The sequence below is a fragment of the Cohnella hashimotonis genome (assembly GCF_030014955.1).
Lineage (GTDB): Bacteria > Bacillota > Bacilli > Paenibacillales > Paenibacillaceae > Cohnella > Cohnella hashimotonis.
The window spans coordinates 4735860-4756869 of the sequence record NZ_JAGRPV010000001.1; the positions used below are offsets into that span (position 1 = coordinate 4735860).

A 21010-nucleotide genomic window follows, 5' to 3' on the forward strand; every position below is an offset into this window, starting at 1 on the left:
CCATTTTATTCGATTTATGTTCTATTTTTTTCGTTGTATCCGGCGTTTTTAAATTCGGATATCGTGATTCCCGTAATTTTTTTAAATACCTTCACGAAGTAGTTCGCATTCGTATATCCGACCCGGGATGCCGCTTCTTCGGCCGATAGACGCTCGTTTTTCATGAGCCCCATCGCTTTGCGCACGCGAAGCCGGGTTAAAAATTCGAGAAACGTCATCCCTGCTTCCTGACTGAAACGATGACTAAAATAATTCACATTGAGACCCGCGATCGATGCCGCATCCTCAAGACGAATGTTGTCTGAAAAGCGTTCTTCGATAAATGTTAGGATAGGTTGAAGCCAAGGATTGCTTCTTTTTTTGGCAAGCAACTCATACTCCTCGATCGCTTGCAGAAGCATCGTCTCGAGCTCTGCCCAAGAACGAAAGTAATTCGTCGATTCGAACGCCGCGCGCCTGGGGTTAGGGTCCGATTCACCCTCTACAAGATGGAACTCATCTTCGGCACGTTCGTGCATGTATGCCTTGAAGATCCACTTGGCGATACGAATCGCCTCTTCGGGCGAACATTGCATGATCATCCGTTCTTTAAGCGAATCCAGCCGCTCCCCCATGGCTGGCGCCGGTCGGCTTCTAACGAACGACAGGATCTCGTCCTGCCATGTCAACCAGGTAGGCGTACCTATCGTTTGCCCGTCCAAAGACATACCGTGCTGGAATCGATAAATACCCGGTCCCTCGTAAAATGCGACGTCAAGCGTCCGCTCGGCTTCGCAACGCAACATTTTGCTATCTTCAAAAACGCCTGGTAACGACAAGCCAACCGCCACGGATATCGCTAGATTTTGTTTGACGGTATCGATCCACTCTTTAACGAGATTATGCATCCCTTGCTCGAATCCGGCTTCTTCGCTCGCTTCCGCGCCTGCCGGTACGATAAGCAAGCCGTAAAAGACAGAGCGGTCCGTGCCGAGCGGAATCACGTACTCCGTCCGGTTCATGAGATCGTGAAGAAGAAACCGCATGGCCGAAATATCCGAGTCCATATAGGGATGTTCGTCGGGCACATCCCGAACCGCAACCCAGTATACGTTCCCGCGGTTCCCCATTCGTTCTGCGATTTGCGGATATTCGGATTTTAAGGTCGATCCGGCCAGCGGTATAACGCCCGGAAGCGCCCTTGAGCTTATGATGAGCCGTTGTGTTTCAGCCATCATGGCTTCCGTTCGGTCTTGTTGCACATGGGTTGCGGCAGCCGCTTTTTTCTTCGTTAACCGGCTAAGCGTCGCGATCAACTCATCGGGATCAAACAGATGCTTGGGTATATAATCTTGAACGCCCAATTGAATCGACTTGCGATAGTATTCAATTTCCTCAAAGCTGCTTAATATCAATATAATCATGTCAGCGTCTTGTTTTCGTATATTGTCGATCAATTCCAGCCCGTCCATTTCGGGCATTCGGATATCGGTCAACAGAACATCGGGAAAGTCTGATGCGCTAAAGGCCTCCCATGCTTCTTTGCCGTTTCGATAAACCCCCTGCACCTCATAGCCGTTTGCCGTCCAGTCGATAATCGTCTGAAATCCGACGCGAACAAGCGATTCATCGTCCACGATCGCTATTTTCAACATTCGACGCATCCGCCTCGCTTTCCAGGAGAGGAAGTCTTACCTCGACAGCCGTCCCGCCCCCCGGACGACTTGAAATTTCCAGCCCGTAGGGAAACCCGTAGTGAAGCTCGATTCTCTCTTTGACGTTTGAAATGCCGATGTGTCGGCCTTGAATGCCTTGCCGAAGGTTAATGCTGATCTGTTCGAGACGTTCTGCCTCTATTCCTGCCCCGTTGTCCACGATTTTTATGCGAAGCATCTTTTTTTCTTCTGAAGCGATCAGTCGTATCTCGCCGGCATGGCCGATGGACGACAGTCCGTGCACGATCGCGTTTTCCAAGAGCGGTTGAAGCAGAAGCTTGAGCATCCTTCTGCTCAGCAGAGCTTCGGGCACATCTACGATGAACGAGAAGTTTTGATAGCGTACCTGCTGAATCTTTACAAAATCCTTCATGATGGCCACCTCGTCCTCCAAGGAAACCAACTCGTTCGTATCCCGAATGGTATAACGAAGCAGATGGCTAAGCGCATCGACCATATCCCTGATGTGATCCTGTTTTCGTATCATCGCCATCCAGCGTATAGAATTGAGCGTATTGTACAAAAAGTGAGGAGACAGCTGATGCTGGAGGACTTGGAGCTGGGCATCCCGCTTTCGCTCCTCGCTTTTTTTCACCTCGGCGATTAAATTATGAATCTCGTACATTACGGATATAAAAGTGTCGTTCAGTTCTCGAATCTCGCGTGCGCCTTTAATTTTGCGCAGCGCGTGGGGCGGTCCTCCACGTAACCCCTGCTTCATATTCGCCATGAGCTTGACGATCGGCACCGCCAGGTCGGACCTAACGACCTGAGAAGCGATTAAACCGAGCGCCACGCAGATCAACGCCAACCAGACGGCAAAGATGCTCATCCGATACATCGTCGCATACAAAGTGGACAGCGCGAAGGTTGCCGTCAACGTCCAACCGTTGTGTGCCAGCGTTTCTCCGGTCCGCAAAGCGCGAGAGAAGGACGCAGTCTGATCTGCCGGTTCGCCCAACAAACGGCCCTGGACGCCGGTCAATTCAAAATAAGTATTCGGACCGGCCATAGCGGAACTCAAAATGTCTTTGAAAACATCCCTGTTAACGACAAAGTAAAAAATTCCGATCGGACGAAAGTTATCATCCTTCATCACGCGGCTTAGCCTGAATACATCGTCACTAGCTCCACCTTCCGATTCGGCCGGAGAGGATGCCCAATAAGGCGCGCCGTTCTGTTGCTCGATTGCTTGCCGATCGGCAGCCGTCAATCCGGATTCAGGTTGTTTGCCGATGGCGTAAACGCCGCTCTTAACCTCAAACACGCAAGCCATGATTTTTCGGCTATCTATTCCGCCTATTATTGGCGTAGCGGCTTTTTCCAGCTTGCGTTGAATTTCCAGTCTTTCAAACTCATTGGCGGTCGGAGTGGTAAGAAGAGAAGTAATCTCGGATGACGTCAGTAATTGCAGACTAAGCTTGTTATAACTTTCGATGGCCGCATCGAGCTTGTCGACGGTCAAGCTTACGATTGTATCGGAATATGCTTTTGCATTTTCCCGCGTTACCGTATTGTAATTTTTGGCCAGCAGAGCAAGCCCCATAACGGAAGGAAGAATGAAAAAAGGGAGATAAAAGAAGACCAGCTTTTTGGTTAGGCTCATTTGATACCATTTCCGTTTGATTCCCAACATTAAATGACAGCCCCCAACGCTTAAGGTCCTCCTGCAACGCGAAAGACACAGGCAAGGTGCCCGTGTCTGGAAAAGAACCTGGAAATTCTCATACATGAATCGCGATTATGTTAACATAACGTTCTTTGAGCTGCAACTGAGTTTCTACAGGTTGAGCCATTTCGTACATTCGGCAGTCATTTTCTAATTGTTAAATTACAGCGTAAGTCCTCCATCAACGGCGATAACCGAGCCCGTCATGTAGCTCGAGCCGTGACCTGCAAGAAATACGACCATCTCCGCGAGTTCGGTAGGATCTGCAAAGCGCCCTATCCGCATGTTCGGGAACTCCTCCGGGACGTACCCGGACTCCTGCATCATGGTCGGAACTGCCTGCGTAAGCGCCGTATCTACGCCGCCCGGGCAGATCGCGTTGACGCGAATGCCTTTTTTTACGTATTCGATCGCCGCTGCCTTCGTGAGTCCGATGACCGCATGCTTGCTCGCCGTGTAAGCCGACATGCTATGCTCCGCGCGGAGTCCGGCTGTGGAAGCGGTATTAATAATCGAACCGTAGCCCTGCGCATGCATAACTTTTAATACATGCTTCAAACCGAGAAAGGTGCCTCGTACGTTTACATTCAAAATTCGATCGAACTCGGACGCTTCCAGGTTCTCCAGAAGCTTAAATTTCTGCAGCACGCCGGCGTTGTTGAAAAAGGCGTCGATTCGGCCATACTCGTCCGTTGCTGCTTTGACGTAACGCTCGACGTCTTCTTCCTTTGAGACGTCGGCTTGAACGAAGATACCTTCCCCTCCCTGCTCGCGCAGGAGCCTAAGCGTTTCTTCACCCGTCGACGCGTTAAAGTCGACCGCGACGATCTTGAAGCCGGCCTCGGACAGCTTGAGCGAAGATGCGCGGCCGATGCCGCTTCCCGCTCCCGTGACGACTGCGACCTGCGCGCCAGAAGGCTTTGCGAGAATGTCTGCTTTTGGTGCCGGAGCAGTCGCTTCCACAGGCGAAGCTCCTCCCAGGTCGGCTATCAGAGCGGCCAGCGTATCCGCAGCAATACCGGCTTGAGGAAGCGCCCCAAGCTGCGCAAGGGTGAACCCTTTTGCCATTTCAATCATCGGGTTTGTGGATATTCCCGGCAAATGTTTTTCCAGTATCTTTTTTGTCGATTCATTCGCAAGCAGTTCGCCGATTTTAGATTTTCCGCCATAAGCCATGTGAAGTCCCTCCGTTATCTTGGAATCCGCCTGCACGGCGGCATTTAATTGCTCCAGAAGCCCTGTCAGATGCTCCTCCGTCATCGCGCCGCCCGTGAACGGAAGCAGCGCCCGAAGCGGCATGTAACGCATCATCGCCATCATCATGTCGGCATTTACGGCTTCCGATTGCGCATCGGACGTGGGCGCCATGCGCTGAAGCTGCGCCAGTATCGGGACGGTAGCCGGGTTGCTCATCAGCTCGCCGAGCGTCGTGTTGCGGTGGAAGCGCGGAACGATCACGTTCGTCGAGGTCACGTTCAAGGACGTCTTCTGCCTGATATCGCGGGATGAACTGCCGATGCCGATCTCGAATACGCCCGTCTCGACATGCCAATCCTTCAGACCAGCGTCGTAGAACGCAAAGCTGCGTTTATTCAGCTCGAACTTTAATACAGTGGTTTCGCCTGGCTGAAGCGCAACTTTGGCGAACCCTTTCAGCTCCCGCTCCGGGCGCAGAACAGAAGATTCTACATCCCGAACGTAGAGCTGTACGATTTCTTGCCCATATCTCTCTCCCGTATTCGTAACCCGGACAGATACCTGAACGGTGTCTTCGTCAGTCATCTCGCTTCGGTCCATCTCGATATCGGCATATTCGAAGGTGGTATAGCTGAGCCCGAAGCCGAATGGAAACAGCGGTTCGATGTCTTTCGCGTCAAAGTAACGATAGCCGACGAAGATGCCTTCCCGGTATTCCACGCGATCGCCTTCCCCAGGGAAGTAAGGATGCGATGGATTGTGCTTCAGGCTCGCCGGGAAAGTCTCGGCCAGCTTGCCGCTCGGATTCGCGTCGCCGAACAGCAGGTCTGAGATCGCTCCCCCTGCGGCCTGTCCGCCAAGATAAGCTTCCAATACCGCCTTCACGCTGCCGAGCCAAGGCATGACGACCGGGGCGCCGTTGCTTAATACGACTGCGACGTTCGGCTGAACTGCAGCGACTTCTTCGATCAGACGGATTTGGTTGCCCGGCAAATTCAGATGCGTCCGATCGTAGCCTTCCGACTCGTATCGGTCAGGAAGACCGACGAACAGCACCGCCGCTTCGGAATTGGCTGCGAGCTTCTTCGCCTCTTCAAGGAGCGACATTTCATTCTCGTCGTTTTCAAGCAGATAGCCCGGTGCATAACCGATCTCCGCCGCAGGGGCCGAAATACGGAACTCCGTTAAAATATCGTCAAGCTTCGTCGGGTTGATATGGGAGCTTCCTCCCCCCTGATAGCGTACTTTGGCGGCCAAGGTTCCGATAACGGCGAGTTTGCCGCTTTTCGGGAGGGGCAGCAGTTTCGTTTCGTTTTTCAGCAGCACCATCGTCTCTCTTGCCGCTGCGCGCGCCAGTCGATGATGTTCTTCATGGTCATACGAAGCGTCCGTTTTCTGGTTGTCGACCGCTTTGAAGACGACCGTAAGCAGTCTCTCGACCGAACGATTCAGCGTTTCTTCCGGCAATGCGCCGCTTCGAACCGCATCAACGATCTTGCGAGCCCCTTCGCCATGGCTGGAGGGCATCTCAAGTTCCATGCCTGCGGCTACGCTCGCCACCGCTTCGTTGACGGCGCCCCAGTCCGAGACAACGATGCCGGCATGTCCCCACTCTTCCTTCAGAATCCGGGTCAGCAGCGTCTCGTTTTCGGAGCAGTACGTTCCGTTCAGCTTGTTGTACGCGGACATCACGGTCCAAGGCTGCGATTGTTTCACCGCATTCTCAAAGCCGGTAAGATAAACCTCGCGCAGTGTCCGCTCATCAACGACGGCATCCGTCGTCATCCGGCGATGCTCCTGGTTGTTCACGGCAAAGTGCTTGAGGGAAGTTCCGACGCCCTGGCTCTGCACGCCTTCGATATGCGCGGCTGCCATCTCGCCCGTCAAATAAGGATCTTCGGAGAAATATTCAAAGTTACGCCCGCATAGCGGCGAACGCTTAATGTTGGCGCCCGGGCCCAGCAGCACCCCTACGCCTTCCGCCTGGCACTCTTCGCCGAGCGCTACGCCGATACGGCGGACCAGATCCCGATTCCAAGAGCTGGCCATCCCCACCGCAGATGGGAAGCAAGTTGCGGGTACGCTCTCATTCAGACCGAGATGATCCGCGTCGCCGGCCTGCTTGCGCAGGCCATGCGGTCCGTCCGTCAGCATAATGGACGGAATGCCCAGTCTCTCGACCGCTTGCGTCATCCAGAAGCTTGACCCGGAGCAAAGTCCGGCCTTCTCCTCCAACGTTAGCTGCGAGACAATATCACGCATGGATCGATTACTCATCGTGCGTTCGCTCCTTTTTTAAGCCTTGATGTCGACGGGTACTTCCCGCAGATCCGCATCAAGCTCGTCAAGTTGTTGGCCGGTTAGCAGGCCGCCGCCGAATTCGACGACCAAACGAAGCGGGACGCCCATTGCATCCTCAAGCTGAGGACTCTCTTGCAAAATCGGGAGCCGCTCAAGAATTAGTCGTTTGCATGCTGCGTTTTTCCACAGCACGCCCAGCGTCACGTCTACGCCGAAGGAATCGACTGGGACGTCCCAAGCCCCCTCACGATCCGCGGCGAAATCTTGGAAGACGTTCTTCAGCCAGGCGATGCAGAGCGCAAACCATTTGGCCGCATCCGTGTCCTTCATGTACCTCGATCCGCCGGATGTCGATGCCTTGGCCAAGGACAAGCCATGTGCGCCGTTCTGGAAAACGTGCATCTCAAACGGGACCTTCGCGTGCTCCAAGGCGGAAGCAAACGCCAAAGCGTTGTTGACAGGGACGAGCGAATCCGAGTACGTATGGAACAGGAAAGTCGGAGGCGTCAACCCGTCAACCGCCTGGCTAACATCCGGAATCGGAGCCGGAAGAATGCCGCTCATGGACGACAGGATGCACGGGTAACCGAGTATGAGCGCATTCGGTCGCATGCTTCCCATCGTTCCGAGGGCGGCGGCTAGATGTCCGCCGGCGGAAAATCCGCAAGCCGCCACACGTTCAGGATCGACGCCCCACTCCCCGCTGTTCGAGCGGATTCGTTCAATCGCCTCCTCTGCATCGTTCAGCGGGCGAGGAAATGCCGCATTCTCGTTTAAAGAGTAACGCAGGACAAAGGCATTATAGCCTTCAGCGAGAAACGCCATCGCGATCGGCTCGGCTTCGCGGTCGGAACAGCCCCTGTATCCGCCTCCGGGACAGATTAGAATCGCGGGACGGACGGCGACATTCGGCATTTCAGCCGACTCGTCAAGCAAATAAGCGGTCAACGTGACGCCCGAATTCGTCAGATTTAACGTAAAATGCTTCATGAAGCACTTCGCTCCTTTAGCTCAGCGCTTTTAGCTTGGCATCTAGATCATCAAGGAAGTCCGCATCCATCGGATAATAGACGGCTAATTCGCGCGGCGAGGCATCGCCGATCATCGCCCGCAACGCATCCGGATTCAGATCGATCCCCTGCGGAGCCAATTGCGCGATCAATTCTCGCGCACCTTCGTTCGCAATCAAGTCAGCCAAAGGCAAATAGGTGCTTAAGCGTTTGATGTAGCTCCTGGTAGGCATATACCGAATTATATAGCTTCCGCTCTCCAGCTCGAGCAGCGTATCCTCTTCGTCTTGAAGCGCCGACGAGGCGTCGGCCGGTCCGTCAATCGATAGCGATACCGCTTCCGCGCGAGGCAATCTTACCCGCGCAGTCGCATGGAACGGGATCTCGAAGGCAAATTCCAGACGCCCCTCGCCATCGAACCGCCATTCGCTCGTGTACGTGCCGACTGCGGTATCGACCTTCGCCTTCGCCCACTGCAGACGGTAGTCGGGCTTCGGAGCAAGCTCCGCCCTCCGGAAACCGGGCGCTTCTTCGACAGGATTGATGCCCGCGATCGCGCGGTACATCCATTCAGCGATCGCGCCGTAGGCATAATGATTAAGCGAGTTCATGCCTGTGCCGCTAATCTTGCCGTCCGGAAGAATCGAATTCCACCGCTCCCAGATGGTCGTGGCTCCCAGCTTAACGGCGTACAACCAGCTAGGGTAATCGTCGTTCAGAAGAAGCGTATAACCAAGCTCTTCATAACCGTTGTCCGAGAGGGCGAAGTTCAGGTAAGGCGTCCCGACAAAGCCTGTCCGCAAGTGATTGCGATCGATCTTAAGTCGCTTCACTAATCCGCCGATGACTCTGGCCTTAAACGGCTCCGGTACCAGGTCCATGTACAGCGCAACGGCATAAGCGGTCTGGTTATCAAGCGCCAGGCGGCCGTTTTTCGAGAAGAATTCATCTTCGATAGCCGCTTTGACTTCCGCCGAGATTTTTGCGTAGTAGTCGGCTTCTTCTTCTCTTCCAAGCACCCTCGCTGCTTTCGCCACCAGGCCCGACGAGTAGCAATAGTACGCCGAAGCGATGAATTCCGTATCCGTGCCGCCCATCGGGGAGTCAGGATTGCTGCCGTCCAGCGCGAGCCAGTCTCCGAAGTGAAAGCCGACCGTCCATAGTCTTCGGCCGCCGGATCCTTCGTCGGCGCGGATGATGAAATCGACCCAGCCCTTCATGCTCTCGAACTGCTGTTCCAAAATCGACTTATCTCCATAGTGGAGGTAAGCATTCCACGGAATAATCGTAGCCGCGTCAGCCCATGCGCTGGATCCCCCGCCCTGGACGTTCGCCGCGGGCACGACCATCGGAACCATGCCGCCGCGGTCCTCCTGTTCTTTCCCCATGTCGTAGCCGTACTTTTTGTAAAAGGCGAACGAATCCATATTGAAGCATGCGGTCCCGGAGAACACTTGGGCGTCCCCTGTCCATCCCATCTTCTCGTCCCGCTGCGGGCAATCCGTCGGGACGTCCAGGAAGTTGCCCTTTTGACCCCACAACGCGTTCAGGAACAACCGGTTCACGAGCGGATTGTTCGTCTCGAAGCTGCCGGTCTGTTCGAGATCGGAGTAGAGAACGCACCCTGTGAAGTCATTCGGATCAATCGGACCTGCCCAACCTTCAACCTTCACGTAACGGAATCCGAAAAAAGTGAAAAACGGACGAACGACCGTTTCCGTTCCGTCAGCCGTATACCTGTATTCCGCTTTTGCCGTGCGGAGGTTGTCGCGATAGAAATTCCCGTCCTGCAACACTTCGCCATGCTGAAGCAAAATAACCGTTCCCTTAGGAGCTCGGGTCTTGAAACGCAGCCATCCGACCATGTTCTGTCCCATGTCGAGTACGGTTTCGCCGGCCGGGGTACGTATGACCTCAATCGGCTTCAGTTCTTCCTTGACGACGATCGGCAAGCTGAGTCTTGCCGTAAGTCGATCGTACCCGAGATCGCCTTCGCGAACGGGATAGGTTTCCTTCGTCTCGAGCGTAGCGTCGTATTCTTCGCCGTCGTACAGATTGCCGCTTATGACACGACTCTTCGTCGCCGTCCAATCCGTATCTGACTTCAAAACTTCGCTCGATCCGTCAGCATACTCGACGCGAATCTCGCACAGGAGAGCGAACTCGCTTCCGTACAATTCAGCGTTATTCCCTTCAAATCCGAAGCGGCCTTTGTACAACCCATTACCTAGGCTGATTTCGATCCGGTTATCGCCTTCCTTGAGCAGCGCCGTCACGTCATAGGTTTGGTATTGCAGCCACTTTTGATAAGCGTTGAAATGCGGCGTCAAATATTCGTTACCGGCTTTAACGCCGTTCATTTGCAGCTCGTACAATCCCAGACCGCAGACGTATGCGCGCGCGGACGCGACGGGAGCAGCCAGGCTAAAGGATTTGCCCATAACCGGAAGATGATCCTTGTCCATGTCGGGGACGATCCACTTGGCTTGCCACGGCTCGTCTAACTTCGCAGTCTCGAACCAAGCGGGCTCGCTGGCCGCATGCTCTCCATTATCCGCCCAAACTTCTACTCGCCAGTAATAACGCGTTCTCGGCTGGAGCTCGATCGGCAACTCGAAAGCGAGGCTGTCAATGTCGGCGCGCTTGCCGCTATCATAAATAACGTTTGCGAACGCCGTATCCAGCGCCACCTCGTAACGGGCGGCCGTTTGCTTCTTCGCAGTTGTGTCCTCGACGACGTAGGACAATCTCGGGTGCTCTCCGAGCGTAAATCCCAAAGGCTCAACCACGCGATTGGTTTTAAGTCTCGTTATGATCATCTCGAAAATTCCTTTCCGTTAATCCTATTTTCTTTAGGAGAGCAGGTAAGCGAACCTTATCCGATCCTGAAGTTCCCTTTCAAAGTACCATCTTCAATCAAAGAAAACGATGTGAAATCGCGCCATTTTCACAACGCCTGGTTCCTTAACCGGAACGCGGCCGGCGTCATGCCGCAATGACTGCGAAACAACCGATAGAACGAATACATATCGGAAATGCCGACGGTTTCCGCCACGGCCTGAACGCTTAATCGCGTATACTGAAGCAGGCCGCAGCTATGCCGAATCCGAATTTCTTGCAACAGCTGCACGAACGATCTGCCCGTAAACGACTTGAAAACCCGTTGAAAATGCCGCGTGCTCATCGCCACGCGACGGCTGATCTCCGGCACGGATAACGAATTCATAAATCGACAGCTCATGATCGACAACGCTTGCCGAATCGGAGAATCCTCCGCTTCAAACGGCCTAAGCTCAGACTTTTCAGGCTCCATGAGCATCCAATTCATAAAGCCTTCCCAGCCGGCCGAGATACCGTCGGATTCCGAATCTGGATTCCCTCTTTCCGGCAAACCGCACAGAAGCCGCTCGAACTCTTCAACATGCCGGGGAAATACTTTCCATCTCATAGGTAAAATGGGCGCCGCCATTCCGAGGTGATTCGCATGGAACTTGCGATAGGCCATTCGTAAGGATGGGCTTGCTGCTGCTCCCCTATTTACTTCTATGTCCTCGCCGATCGGAAGAAGGACCAAATCGCCTTGCTCTAGCCGGATGGTTTTATCGCCGTAAACGAGTTTGCCGCACCCTTCAGTCGCAAAAAAAATCTCGATATTCCTGACCGCCAGTTCAAGAAACGCCTTGTCCATGAGATCGTCTCCTTCATAAACCGATAGTGCCCTTGCGACGCTCCAGATCGTCCAAAATACGCGTATATTGTTTTTCCAAAGAGAAAAAGAACAAGAGAACGGCAATCGCCACATAGATGACGAGTGGAATGTATAAGTTAAAAGCGATTATCATTTGCTTCGCAGCTTGTCCTTGGACGGTGGCGCCTTCCACATAATGCCCCCAGGCAAGCATCCACCCGATCACAGCCGTGCCCAGAGCGGCCCCGATCTTGCCTCCGAAGCCGTTCACGCTGTTCGTCAAACCGACGATCCGTTGTCCATGCTTCCATTCGCCATATTCGATCGTATCGGCGTTCATCGGTCCGAGCACGATCATCAACGGAATGAGACCGAACGCTTGAACGAGAGAGCCGATCAAGCCAAGCGTAACGCTGTCCGGATCGAACATTCGAATCGCGATGCCAAACGATCCGATGATAAGCCCCAGAATCGCGGTATTGCGCTTGCCGATTCGCTTCATGAGCGGGCCTGAGGCGAGAAACACGACCGCTACGGGTATCAGGCCGATGCCTCCCATGATGCTGACCAGATTGACATCCCCCCAGACATACTTCGCGTAGTACATGCCCGAGGTTGCCGACAATCCGAACAAAATCTGGGACAACAATCCGGCGCTAAAAATAATCAGCCAGTACCGATTCGTAAACAAAAGTCTAAATGAAGCGCCAAGCGACAACGTTTTTTTAACTTCGCCGCTATCTTTAAGTGCTTGCGTATTGTACTTCTCCTTCGTTGACTTGAATGCGATGTAGACGCCTAGAGCGGCCAATGCCCCGAAAATAGCCGCAAGGAGCGTCCACTCGTGTCTGCCTCCCCCCATTGCGTTGACGATCGGAACGAAGCCGACCGCTACGAGCATGCCCGCCAAATAACCGAAGCCTGCCCGATAAGCGCCCATCAGGCCGCGATCGACAGGGCTTCGGGTCGTCAAGGCCATCAAGCTCACATAAGGAATCGAGAGAGGGGTGTAAACAAAGACGAAGAATAGGATATTCGTTGCTACCGCATAAACGATTTTGGCATCGTGTCCGATATCAGGAACCGAAAACAACAGCAGGATAGAGAGCAGCAAAGGTCCCATCATCCACAATAGCCATGGCCTCGCTTGGCCGTGCTTAGACCGCGTTCGATCGACGAGTACGCCCATGCCCACGTCCGCGAAAGCATCGATCGCTTTGGTCATCAGCATGATAGTGCCGACGATTCCTGCCGACACGCCGACGATGTCCGTATAATAATAAGTAATGATGCCAAGAAGCCCCGAGCTGATATTAAGGGCAAACTGCCCTGCCGCATCGCCGGCCAGCGTTTTGTTCGATAGCTCTCTGTCCACTCCAAGCTCCTCCTCCGTGCAATAAAGATACGCGTTCGCTTAATTAAAGTTTACCGAAGGCTTCGAAGGAGCTATATAACGCATTTTAAAGATGGCGTAGTTCGATCTTAACTTGGAGGCGTACTGTGAAAGAAAACCGAAACGCAAAGAGGCCGACATTTTGGGTCGGCCTCCCTTTTCGTCATTTATCGTCTACCCGCTGGATAGATGAAGACCGTCGGTCGTATACTTCAGCTTCATATTGCCATGCTCGTCTTGTAACGCTGGGTGAAGATCTAGCCGACGCCCTTTATTCCGCTCTCTCCCCAATCACGACTCCAACGGGACCAATCAAGCCGCAATCTAGCGGTTGCCGGTTAGGATCGAAGACGCTTAGCGCATTGTTCAGCGTCGTCGCCACTTCGACCTCTAGCTCGTTGTCTTCTTCATAGCGCAAGTATTCTCCGATAGGGATACGGCGGCCGATCTGATCGACACGGTGGAGCTCTTGGCCGTTAACGAAGACCCTGAACGTATCGGACACCTCACCCATCTCTAAAATAACGGCATCGGAAATCGCGCAATCATATCGCGATTTTCCTCACGCTCAAGCGCTCCTGTCCATTCATCGGCAACCGCGATCAAAGCCGTTCCGTTCGGAGCGAGTCGCAGCTTTGCCGTCGTTTGTCCGGAGCCTGTATGAACCGCGACTATCGGGCATACCGTTCCATCCCAAGCGTTCAGCTTGAAAGGATTCCCTGTCCCCGTGAACCGTACTTCTCCTTCGAATGCTTCCACTTGACTTGGAACGCGATCTTAATCTGTATTAACGATTAGGATGGAAAGAAAGCTAGTCAACTAGTGTAGTGATATATTGCTCCGTTCTTTCATCCTTGCATGCGTCTTGATCTTGATTTTTCCGGTCAAAGGTGTCAGGAAGAATCCGATAAGGACTAATAATGCACCCCAAAGGAACACGGTATGCAAAGCATCAACGAGCAGTATTTTCAACAGAGGTACAATATCCGAAATGATCGCTGGAGGCAATTGAGATAAAGTATTCGGGCTAAGTAAACTGGAAAACAGCTGCTGGGGATCATGTTCGGCGAGAGCCGTCATACTGACTATCCATTCATCCATCGCGGGCGGAAGTTGTTGCAGCTGTGGAACCAAAGTCGTCTTCAGATCTTCGCTCGATTTTATGTTCATAATAACGCCTAGAATCGTCATGCCGAACGTACCGCCGATTTGCCTGAAGAAGGTGCTAGAGGACGTCACTACGCCAAGCTCTGAATCCGGATAACTCTCCTGGAGCGCAACGGTCAATACGGGCATGACAAGCCCCATTCCGAAACCTAAGAGCAACATATTAGCCGCAACTGTTAAATTGGAAGTATCCTCGCCCATGGCCATCATCAGAATGAAGCCGATCGCCATAATCAACATTCCTGAGGCCAACTGCCGCCTCACTCCCAGCTTTTGTATAAATAACGAACTGACCATGCTGGCAGCAATCATCGTTATCATCAAGGGCATCAATACGGTGCCGGAATCCGATGGACTTACTCCCTTTATCCCTTGCAGGAAAAGAGGGACGAACATCATGGCGCCGAACATGCCGATGCTCATGAAAAAACCGATACCGTTGATTACCGTAAATGCACGGTCTTTAAAGAAATGCATGGGAACAATCGGTTCACTAGCCTTCGTCTCGGTCCATACGAACAAGCCTAAAAACAAGAGAGATAAGGAGAGAAGACCGATCATCTGCCAGGAAGACCAGGCTAACTCTTTACCGCCGAAAGTCAATGCCAGAAGCAACCCCATCACGCCGATCGACATGGTCACGATCCCGGCTAAGTCAATATTGACCTTCCCGGTCTTTAGATGTTTGGGAAGTCCCAACGCAAGTAATATGACGGCCGCGACACCGAACGGCAAATTGATATAAAACACCCAGCGCCAACTGGCATAATCGACGATCCACCCTCCCACCAATGGTCCGATTACGCTCGACAAGCCGAACAGACCCCCGAATACTCCCTGCCACTTGGCACGCTCCGTTCCGGTGTATACGTCTCCAACAATGATCATTGCAAGCGGCATCATGACGCCGCCGCCAATTCCTTGAACGGCACGGTATATGATCAGTTCGACCATAGAATGCGCCATGCCGCATAATACCGAGCCCACGATAAAGATTAGTAAACCGGAAAGATATACAGTCTTACGGCCGAGTAAATCCGACAGTTTGCCGGCGACCGGAATGATTATCGTCGAGCTCAACATGTAGGCAGTCGTCAGCCAAACCATGAGACCTAGCCCGCCAAGATCGCCTATAATCCTCGGCATGGCCGTCCCCACAATTGTTCCGTCCAACGCCGCGAACAACATGGCAATGACGAGACCTGAGATCAGAAGTCCCCGCTTACCATACACTCGGGAAAGGTCTGTTTCTTCTATTGCTTTTTCCATTGTTCAGCCACTCCAGTCATGAAGAACGTATCTGACGATGATTTCATCGATCGTTGTAATCTGCTTCTAAAGTAACAAGACTGCTGACGGAACGATATGTGGGATCGTGCCATAATCGATGTGCCGTCTGCTTCTATAAAAATTCAAACGGCTCCGGTTTGCACCGAAGCCGTTTCTTTTCCTAATTTGTTAATGCTTTACCGAATCGTACCATTCGTTGACTTCTTTCGTAATATCGTCGCCGCCCGAGGACTTCCACTTCTTCACGAACGAATCGAATTCGTCCGGCGATGACTTGCCGTATATGATATTCGTGAACGTATCCATTTGCATCTTCTTGAGCAACTCGTTGCGTGAGGACATCGTATCCGTTGTCGGTCCGAGGAAGTACTCGGGCACGTCTGCTTCCTTTTGTCCCATTGCGACCACGGTGGCTTGTCTGGTGATCTTCTCCAGCGGATTCGTCGCGTCGACGCCGATGATGCCCGTCGTTGCCATCGAAGCGAGATCAGAGCCTGTCAACGCCTCGCCATTTGCTATCTTGATGTCAGTAGCGAGCGTCTTCGACGGATAAATCGAAGCCGCGCCTGTCAAAGTATATTTCATGGTGGACACCTTACCGCCCGGTATGTCCTGCTCGCTCATGTCGGCTTTGCCGTCCTTGATGACATAATCGTAGCCTTCCTGGAATCCTTTGAAAAGGAACGGATCGTCGCTTTTATAAGCGGAAAACATCGTGTTCTGGTAATGGAAAAACGCTTGGAGCGCTTCGTCTGAAATGTCTTTGCTGATCAGAATCGCGCTCGTATATGGCGCTCCGATCGTGCGAAGCGTTTTCTGGCCGCCCTCTCCCGTCGGCAACGCATAAGGCACATACATGGCCGTAGGATTCGAACCGAGCATGAGCGATCCGGGGTAAACCATAAGCCAGTTCTCGCCGCCCAGGATACCGACCTTGCCGGCCGCCACATTTTCCGACACCTTATTAAAATCGTGGAGCGCAATATCTGTCGCGACATAGCCCTTGTCTTTCCATTCTTTGATCTTCACAAGCGCGTTCTTTACGCCTGGTTGCACCGATCCGTACTGGAGCTTGCCATCCGCTCCCGGATACCACCGCTCCGGTATCGCCCCGAACATACCGAAGATCCAGGAGGAATCCCCGATCGGATACCCGAGAAACGCATCCTTCATCGCGAAGTCCAGCGCCAAAGTATCCTTTTTGCCGTTGCCGTCCGGATCCTGATTCGCGAAGGCGTCCATGACTTTCTCAAGTTCGTCCAGCGTCTTCGGCGCCTGCAGGTTGAGCTTCGTTAACCAGTCTTGACGAATCCATAGCGGAGATTGCGTACCCATGTTTTGACGAATCACGGGGATCGCGTATTTTTTGCCGTCCTTCATGAAAGGCTGCCAAGCCGTAGGCGACTCGCCGACCGCCGCCTTCCAACTCGCTGAAGCATACTTCTCGAACGCTTCCGACACGTCCATCACTTTGCCTGATTCGATGAACATATTTGTCGTCGCTTGCTGCGTGGAGACGAAAACATCGGGGAGCTTGTCTCCGGACGAGAGCATAAGCTTCAGCTTCGTGTCGTACGATCCGTCGCCGGTTGGCGAGGTCCAGAGCGTCTCCATATCGACGCCTAGCGTATCTTTTGCCCAGCGTGTATGGACATTGTCCGCATAGGTCTCGCCGTTCTTGAACTTGGCAGTCGGGTCTTCGCCGCGAACGGTCGTGATCGTCACCGTATGATCGATCTTGCCGTTTACGATATTAAGCGCGGGACTTTCGCTTGAAGCGGAGGATGCGTCAGGCGACGACTGCGCGTTGTTGTTGTTCGAGCTGCATGCGGTAAGCGATGCGACCCCGACGGATACCGCGAGCAATGCGACAGCGGCCTTGACTTTGTTACTCATTCCGATGTGCCCCCTATGACCTGGCGTGAAATTCGCTTACTCCTTGACCGCTCCGATAACGATGCCTTGTGTAAAGAAACGCTGAAGAACAGGATAGATGAGCAGAATCGGCAATGCTCCGATAAGTACCTGAGCCGCGCGAATCGATCGGTTATTCAGCTTAGCCACTTCATTGGCGTTAGATGCATCAACGACCGGTACAGAGATGATCGATTTCAGCAAAGTGCTGAGAGGAACGTTATCTCCCTTCATATAAATCGAACCCATAAACCATTCATTCCAGTCGTTGACGACCATGAACAAGCCTACGGTCGCGAGCACCGGCAACGATAACGGCAAGAACATCCTTGCGAATACTTGCCAGTGGTTGGCTCCATCCATAAAAGCCGCCTCTTCCAGCTCCTTCGGAAGCGCCTTAAAAAAATTCATGATGAGGATCAGATAAAAAACGTTGACGGCGCCGGGCAGAACAAGCGCCCAGATCGTATTGTAAAGCCCGATATTCGTCACGAGCAAATAGGTGGGTATCATACCGCCGTTGAACAACATCGCTACGATAAAAAATCCGACGAAACCGGAATAACCGGCGATTCCGTCGCGACCGCCTCCCTTTGAAAGAACGTAGGCAGCCAGACAGTTCACCAACAGACTGATGGCCAGGCTTAGGATCGTGCGTTCCGCCGACAAGCCGAGCGCGGGCAGAAACGTCGGATTTTCCAGTGCCTTCACGTAAGAATTAAAGTTCAGTCCGATCGGCCAGAACGTCACCTGATTGGACATGACCGCGGGGCTCGAACTAAGAGAAATCGCTAGCACGTGCAATAGCGGAACGAGACAAATCAACGCCAGCAGCACCATCAAAATTTGATTGAAAAACTGGAATCCGCGTTCGGCGGCAGTCATCGGTTGCAAGAGAAATCCACTCCTTTAGAAGATTTTGTAGTCGGCAACCTTATACGCGATCCGATATGCGCCGAGAATAAGGATGAGACTGACGATGGACTTGAAGAGGCCTACTGCGGTGGAGAAGCTATAATTGCCGTCTACAAGTCCTATACGATACACAAAAGTGTCGATAATATCTCCCTTGCCGTAAACCAACGGATTGTACAAGTTAAAAATCTGATCGAAGCCCGCGTTCAGCACTTGGCTGATGGACAGCGTAAGTACGACGGCAATCGTCGGCACAATCGACGGCAGCGTGATATGCAGCGTTTGCTTCCAACGGCCCGCGCCATCCAACTGTGCCGCCTCGTACAGCGCGGGATTAATGCCGGCCAGTGCGGCCAGGAATACGATCGAACCGTAACCGAACTCTTTCCAGACATCGCTCGCGACTACGGTAAAGACAAACCAATTGTTTTCTCCAAGGAAGAAAATCGGCTTGAAGCCCATCGCTTTGAGCGCTTCGTTGACCAGTCCGTTAGCCGGATCGAGGATTTCCAAGAAGATGCCGCCAAGCACGACCCAAGACAGAAAGTGCGGCAGAAAAACGAATGTCTGGACGGTGCTGCGCAGAAACTTTTTACGAACTTCATTGATCAACAAGGCAAAGGAAAGCGTCGAGACGGTGCCGAACAACAACTTTAGCAGCGCGATCCGCAACGTATTCCAAAACACCTGAACGCTGTCCGGATATTCGAACATGAAGCGGAATTGATCCCATCCGACCCACTTGGAGCCGGTGATGCCCAGATAAGGCTTGTACTCCTGAAAGGCCATGACGATACCGCCGATCGGAATGTAGACGAAAACGAATGCGAGCGCCAGTGCTGGCAGAAGCATCAAATAGAGCTGCCAGCTGTCTTTGCGCCTTACGATTTTTTCTTTCTTTTTTATGGCTTTTACCGTATCCATAATAACCTCCTGATGACCTGACTGACGAGATGCCTTCATTGTAAGACCGAGGCCAAGCGGGCGATATAGTGCGATTTAAAGGAAGGATAACGCGATCTTAACATCTTCCCTTCTTCCACTCATTTTGATTTATAATCGTATCAAGCTCCTACACCCCATGAATTCGAGGATGCGCAACGTGCTCAAACAATACAGAACGTTCTACAGCGTGCTGCTGCTTCTGGCGCTCACGACAACGATCGTCATCGTCATGTATACCTTTACGATTAATACCAGCCTGTCTACCGTCAAGGAAGATATCCAGACCAACAACTTGAACCGGATTCGGTTCGTCGCGAACAATCTGGATCATAGCGTCAGGCAGCTGGATATGCTCGGCATCGCGCTTGAAGCCGATTCGAAGCTCAGTCTGCTGCCGTCGATCGAGCTCATGGACAGCTACGACCAGGTCAAGCTCATTCGAGAATTGACGGATAAAATGAACTTGCAAAGCTTCTCCGAAGGCTGGAGCAATCGCATCGCTATCTATTCGACCGTGCTCAAACAATGGATCGGTTCCTCCCCGACGCCGCAAGGAGCTCCAGATCGGGCCGCAGAGGACAAGTGGATGCTGGATGAAACCAAGCAGACCTTTTTGTCCTACCGTATTCATAACGGCTATACGATACAGGTTTCCTTTCCTCGGGAAAACATTCAGCAAATGCTCGATCAAGCGACCGTGGCGCATAACGATCCGTTCTTCTATAAACCCGGCAATCCGATCATCGCCAACAATGGAGCGGATGCGTCTCGAATCGGTAAAATTCTGAATAAGCTGACGCTATCAGGGTCTGAAGGCACCTTCACCGTCAATCTCGACGGCACGCCTTACATGGTAAATTATTTGCTGTCAGAATCGCTGGGCTGGTATCTAATCGACTTTGTACCGTCTGATGAAGCGCTTCAGCCTATCGTTAAGACGAAAAACTTTTTCTATGCCGCTTGCGTTGCGCTGTTTCTCGCCGGCGTTCTCATCGCCGTGTTTCTCTACCGCAAGGTTCAGATTCCGATCGTGACGCTGCTCAAGGGCGTTCGGCTGCTCAAGCACGGCGACTTCTCTTACCGAATCAAGCGAGTCAGCAACAACGAGTTCGACTTCCTGTACGAAAATTTTAATGATATGACTGCCCAAATCGAAGCGTTGATCGAGAAAGTGTATAAAGAGAAGATTGCTTCGCGCGAAGCCATGGTCAAGCAGCTTCAGGCGCAGATCAATCCTCACTTTTTGTACAATTGCCTGTTCTTCATCAATAATATGAACCGGCTCGGGAATGACGAAGCTGTAACAGCCATGACCAAAAACCTTGCCGAATACTTCCGCTATTCGACCCGGCTGGACGAGCCGGTGACGACGCTCGAAAAGGAGCTCGGCGTCGTGCGCAACTATCTGGAAATTCAAAGTCTTCGGATGGATCGTCTGCGGTACGAGATCGACATACCGGAATCCATGCTGCGGCTGCGGATACCCAAGCTGCTGCTGCAACCATTGGTGGAAAACTCCGTCATTCACGGCATCGAGAACAAAAAAAACGCCGGCCTCGTGACCGTAACCGGAAGCGCAAAAGACGGTGAATTCGAGCTGCGGGTGGCAGACGACGGCAAAGGGATGTCGGAAGAGGAGATCCAGGAGTTGCTCGGACGACTGCGCTTGCCGCCCGACGATTCGATGGGTCGCGCACTATGGAATGTCGCTCAGCGAATGAGCGTTCACTTCGACTCGCCTTCCGGCATGGAGATCGAGCCTCGGTCGGAAGGCGGATTAGCGGTCGTCTTGCATTGGAAGGCTTCGCCGAGTAAGGAGGAATAACG

The 21010-nt window shown here is 52.8% G+C and carries 12 protein-coding genes and 1 pseudogene; 1 reads left to right on the forward strand and 12 read right to left on the reverse strand.

Annotation, left to right across the window (positions count from 1 at the left end; translation table 11 throughout):
- Window positions 1–14 precede the first annotated feature (14 nt).
- From KB449_RS19125 to KB449_RS19180, 12 genes and pseudogenes are all read right to left on the reverse strand, one after another.
- A complete protein-coding gene (locus tag KB449_RS19125; RefSeq protein ID WP_282909900.1) occupies window positions 15–1631 on the reverse strand; it encodes a response regulator transcription factor in 1617 nt (538 codons plus the stop codon).
- The gene (locus KB449_RS19130; RefSeq protein ID WP_282909901.1) at window positions 1606–3330 is read right to left on the reverse strand and encodes a sensor histidine kinase; all 1725 of its coding nucleotides are present in this window, start codon (window positions 3328–3330) and stop codon (window positions 1606–1608) included. The genes KB449_RS19125 and KB449_RS19130 overlap by 26 nt, the downstream gene beginning before the upstream one ends.
- Window positions 3331–3525: 195 nt before the next feature.
- Window positions 3526–4539: an SDR family NAD(P)-dependent oxidoreductase gene (locus tag KB449_RS19135; RefSeq protein WP_350356276.1), complete on the reverse strand. Its 1014-nt coding sequence runs from the start codon at window positions 4537–4539 to the stop codon at window positions 3526–3528.
- Between the two features lie 42 nt (window positions 4540–4581).
- A pseudogene (locus tag KB449_RS19140) lies at window positions 4582–6837 on the reverse strand (beta-glucosidase); the annotation flags it as partial.
- Between the two features lie 18 nt (window positions 6838–6855).
- A complete protein-coding gene (locus KB449_RS19145) occupies window positions 6856–7851 on the reverse strand; it encodes an alpha/beta hydrolase (RefSeq protein WP_282909902.1) in 996 nt (331 codons plus the stop codon).
- A gap of 16 nt (window positions 7852–7867) precedes the next feature.
- The gene (locus KB449_RS19150) at window positions 7868–10690 is read right to left on the reverse strand and encodes an alpha-L-rhamnosidase (RefSeq protein ID WP_282909903.1); all 2823 of its coding nucleotides are present in this window, start codon (window positions 10688–10690) and stop codon (window positions 7868–7870) included.
- Window positions 10691–10818: 128 nt separating this feature from the next.
- Window positions 10819–11559: a helix-turn-helix domain-containing protein gene (locus KB449_RS19155; protein ID WP_282909904.1), complete on the reverse strand. Its 741-nt coding sequence runs from the start codon at window positions 11557–11559 to the stop codon at window positions 10819–10821.
- Between the two features lie 13 nt (window positions 11560–11572).
- Window positions 11573–12934 (reverse strand): MFS transporter, encoded by a 1362-nt coding sequence (locus tag KB449_RS19160; RefSeq protein WP_282909905.1) that lies wholly within the window; start codon window positions 12932–12934, stop codon window positions 11573–11575.
- Between the two features lie 837 nt (window positions 12935–13771).
- Window positions 13772–15388 carry an MDR family MFS transporter gene (locus KB449_RS19165; protein WP_350356231.1) on the reverse strand — a complete coding sequence of 539 codons (1617 nt, stop codon included), beginning with the start codon at window positions 15386–15388 and terminating at the stop codon, window positions 13772–13774.
- A gap of 189 nt (window positions 15389–15577) precedes the next feature.
- Window positions 15578–17305 (reverse strand): type 2 periplasmic-binding domain-containing protein, encoded by a 1728-nt coding sequence (locus KB449_RS19170; protein WP_282909906.1) that lies wholly within the window; start codon window positions 17303–17305, stop codon window positions 15578–15580.
- Between the two features lie 36 nt (window positions 17306–17341).
- Window positions 17342–18208, reverse strand: coding sequence for a carbohydrate ABC transporter permease (locus tag KB449_RS19175; RefSeq protein ID WP_282912857.1), 867 nt, complete (start codon window positions 18206–18208; stop codon window positions 17342–17344).
- Between the two features lie 24 nt (window positions 18209–18232).
- On the reverse strand, window positions 18233–19162 hold the full coding sequence (locus tag KB449_RS19180) for an ABC transporter permease (RefSeq protein ID WP_286672226.1): 930 nt from the start codon (window positions 19160–19162) through the stop codon (window positions 18233–18235).
- Window positions 19163–19340: 178 nt separating this feature from the next.
- Here KB449_RS19180 and KB449_RS36540 point away from each other — a divergent pair, with 178 nt between their 5' ends.
- Window positions 19341–21008, forward strand: a complete 1668-nt coding sequence (locus tag KB449_RS36540; RefSeq protein WP_282909907.1) for a sensor histidine kinase — start codon at window positions 19341–19343, stop codon at window positions 21006–21008.
- Window positions 21009–21010 lie beyond the last annotated feature (2 nt).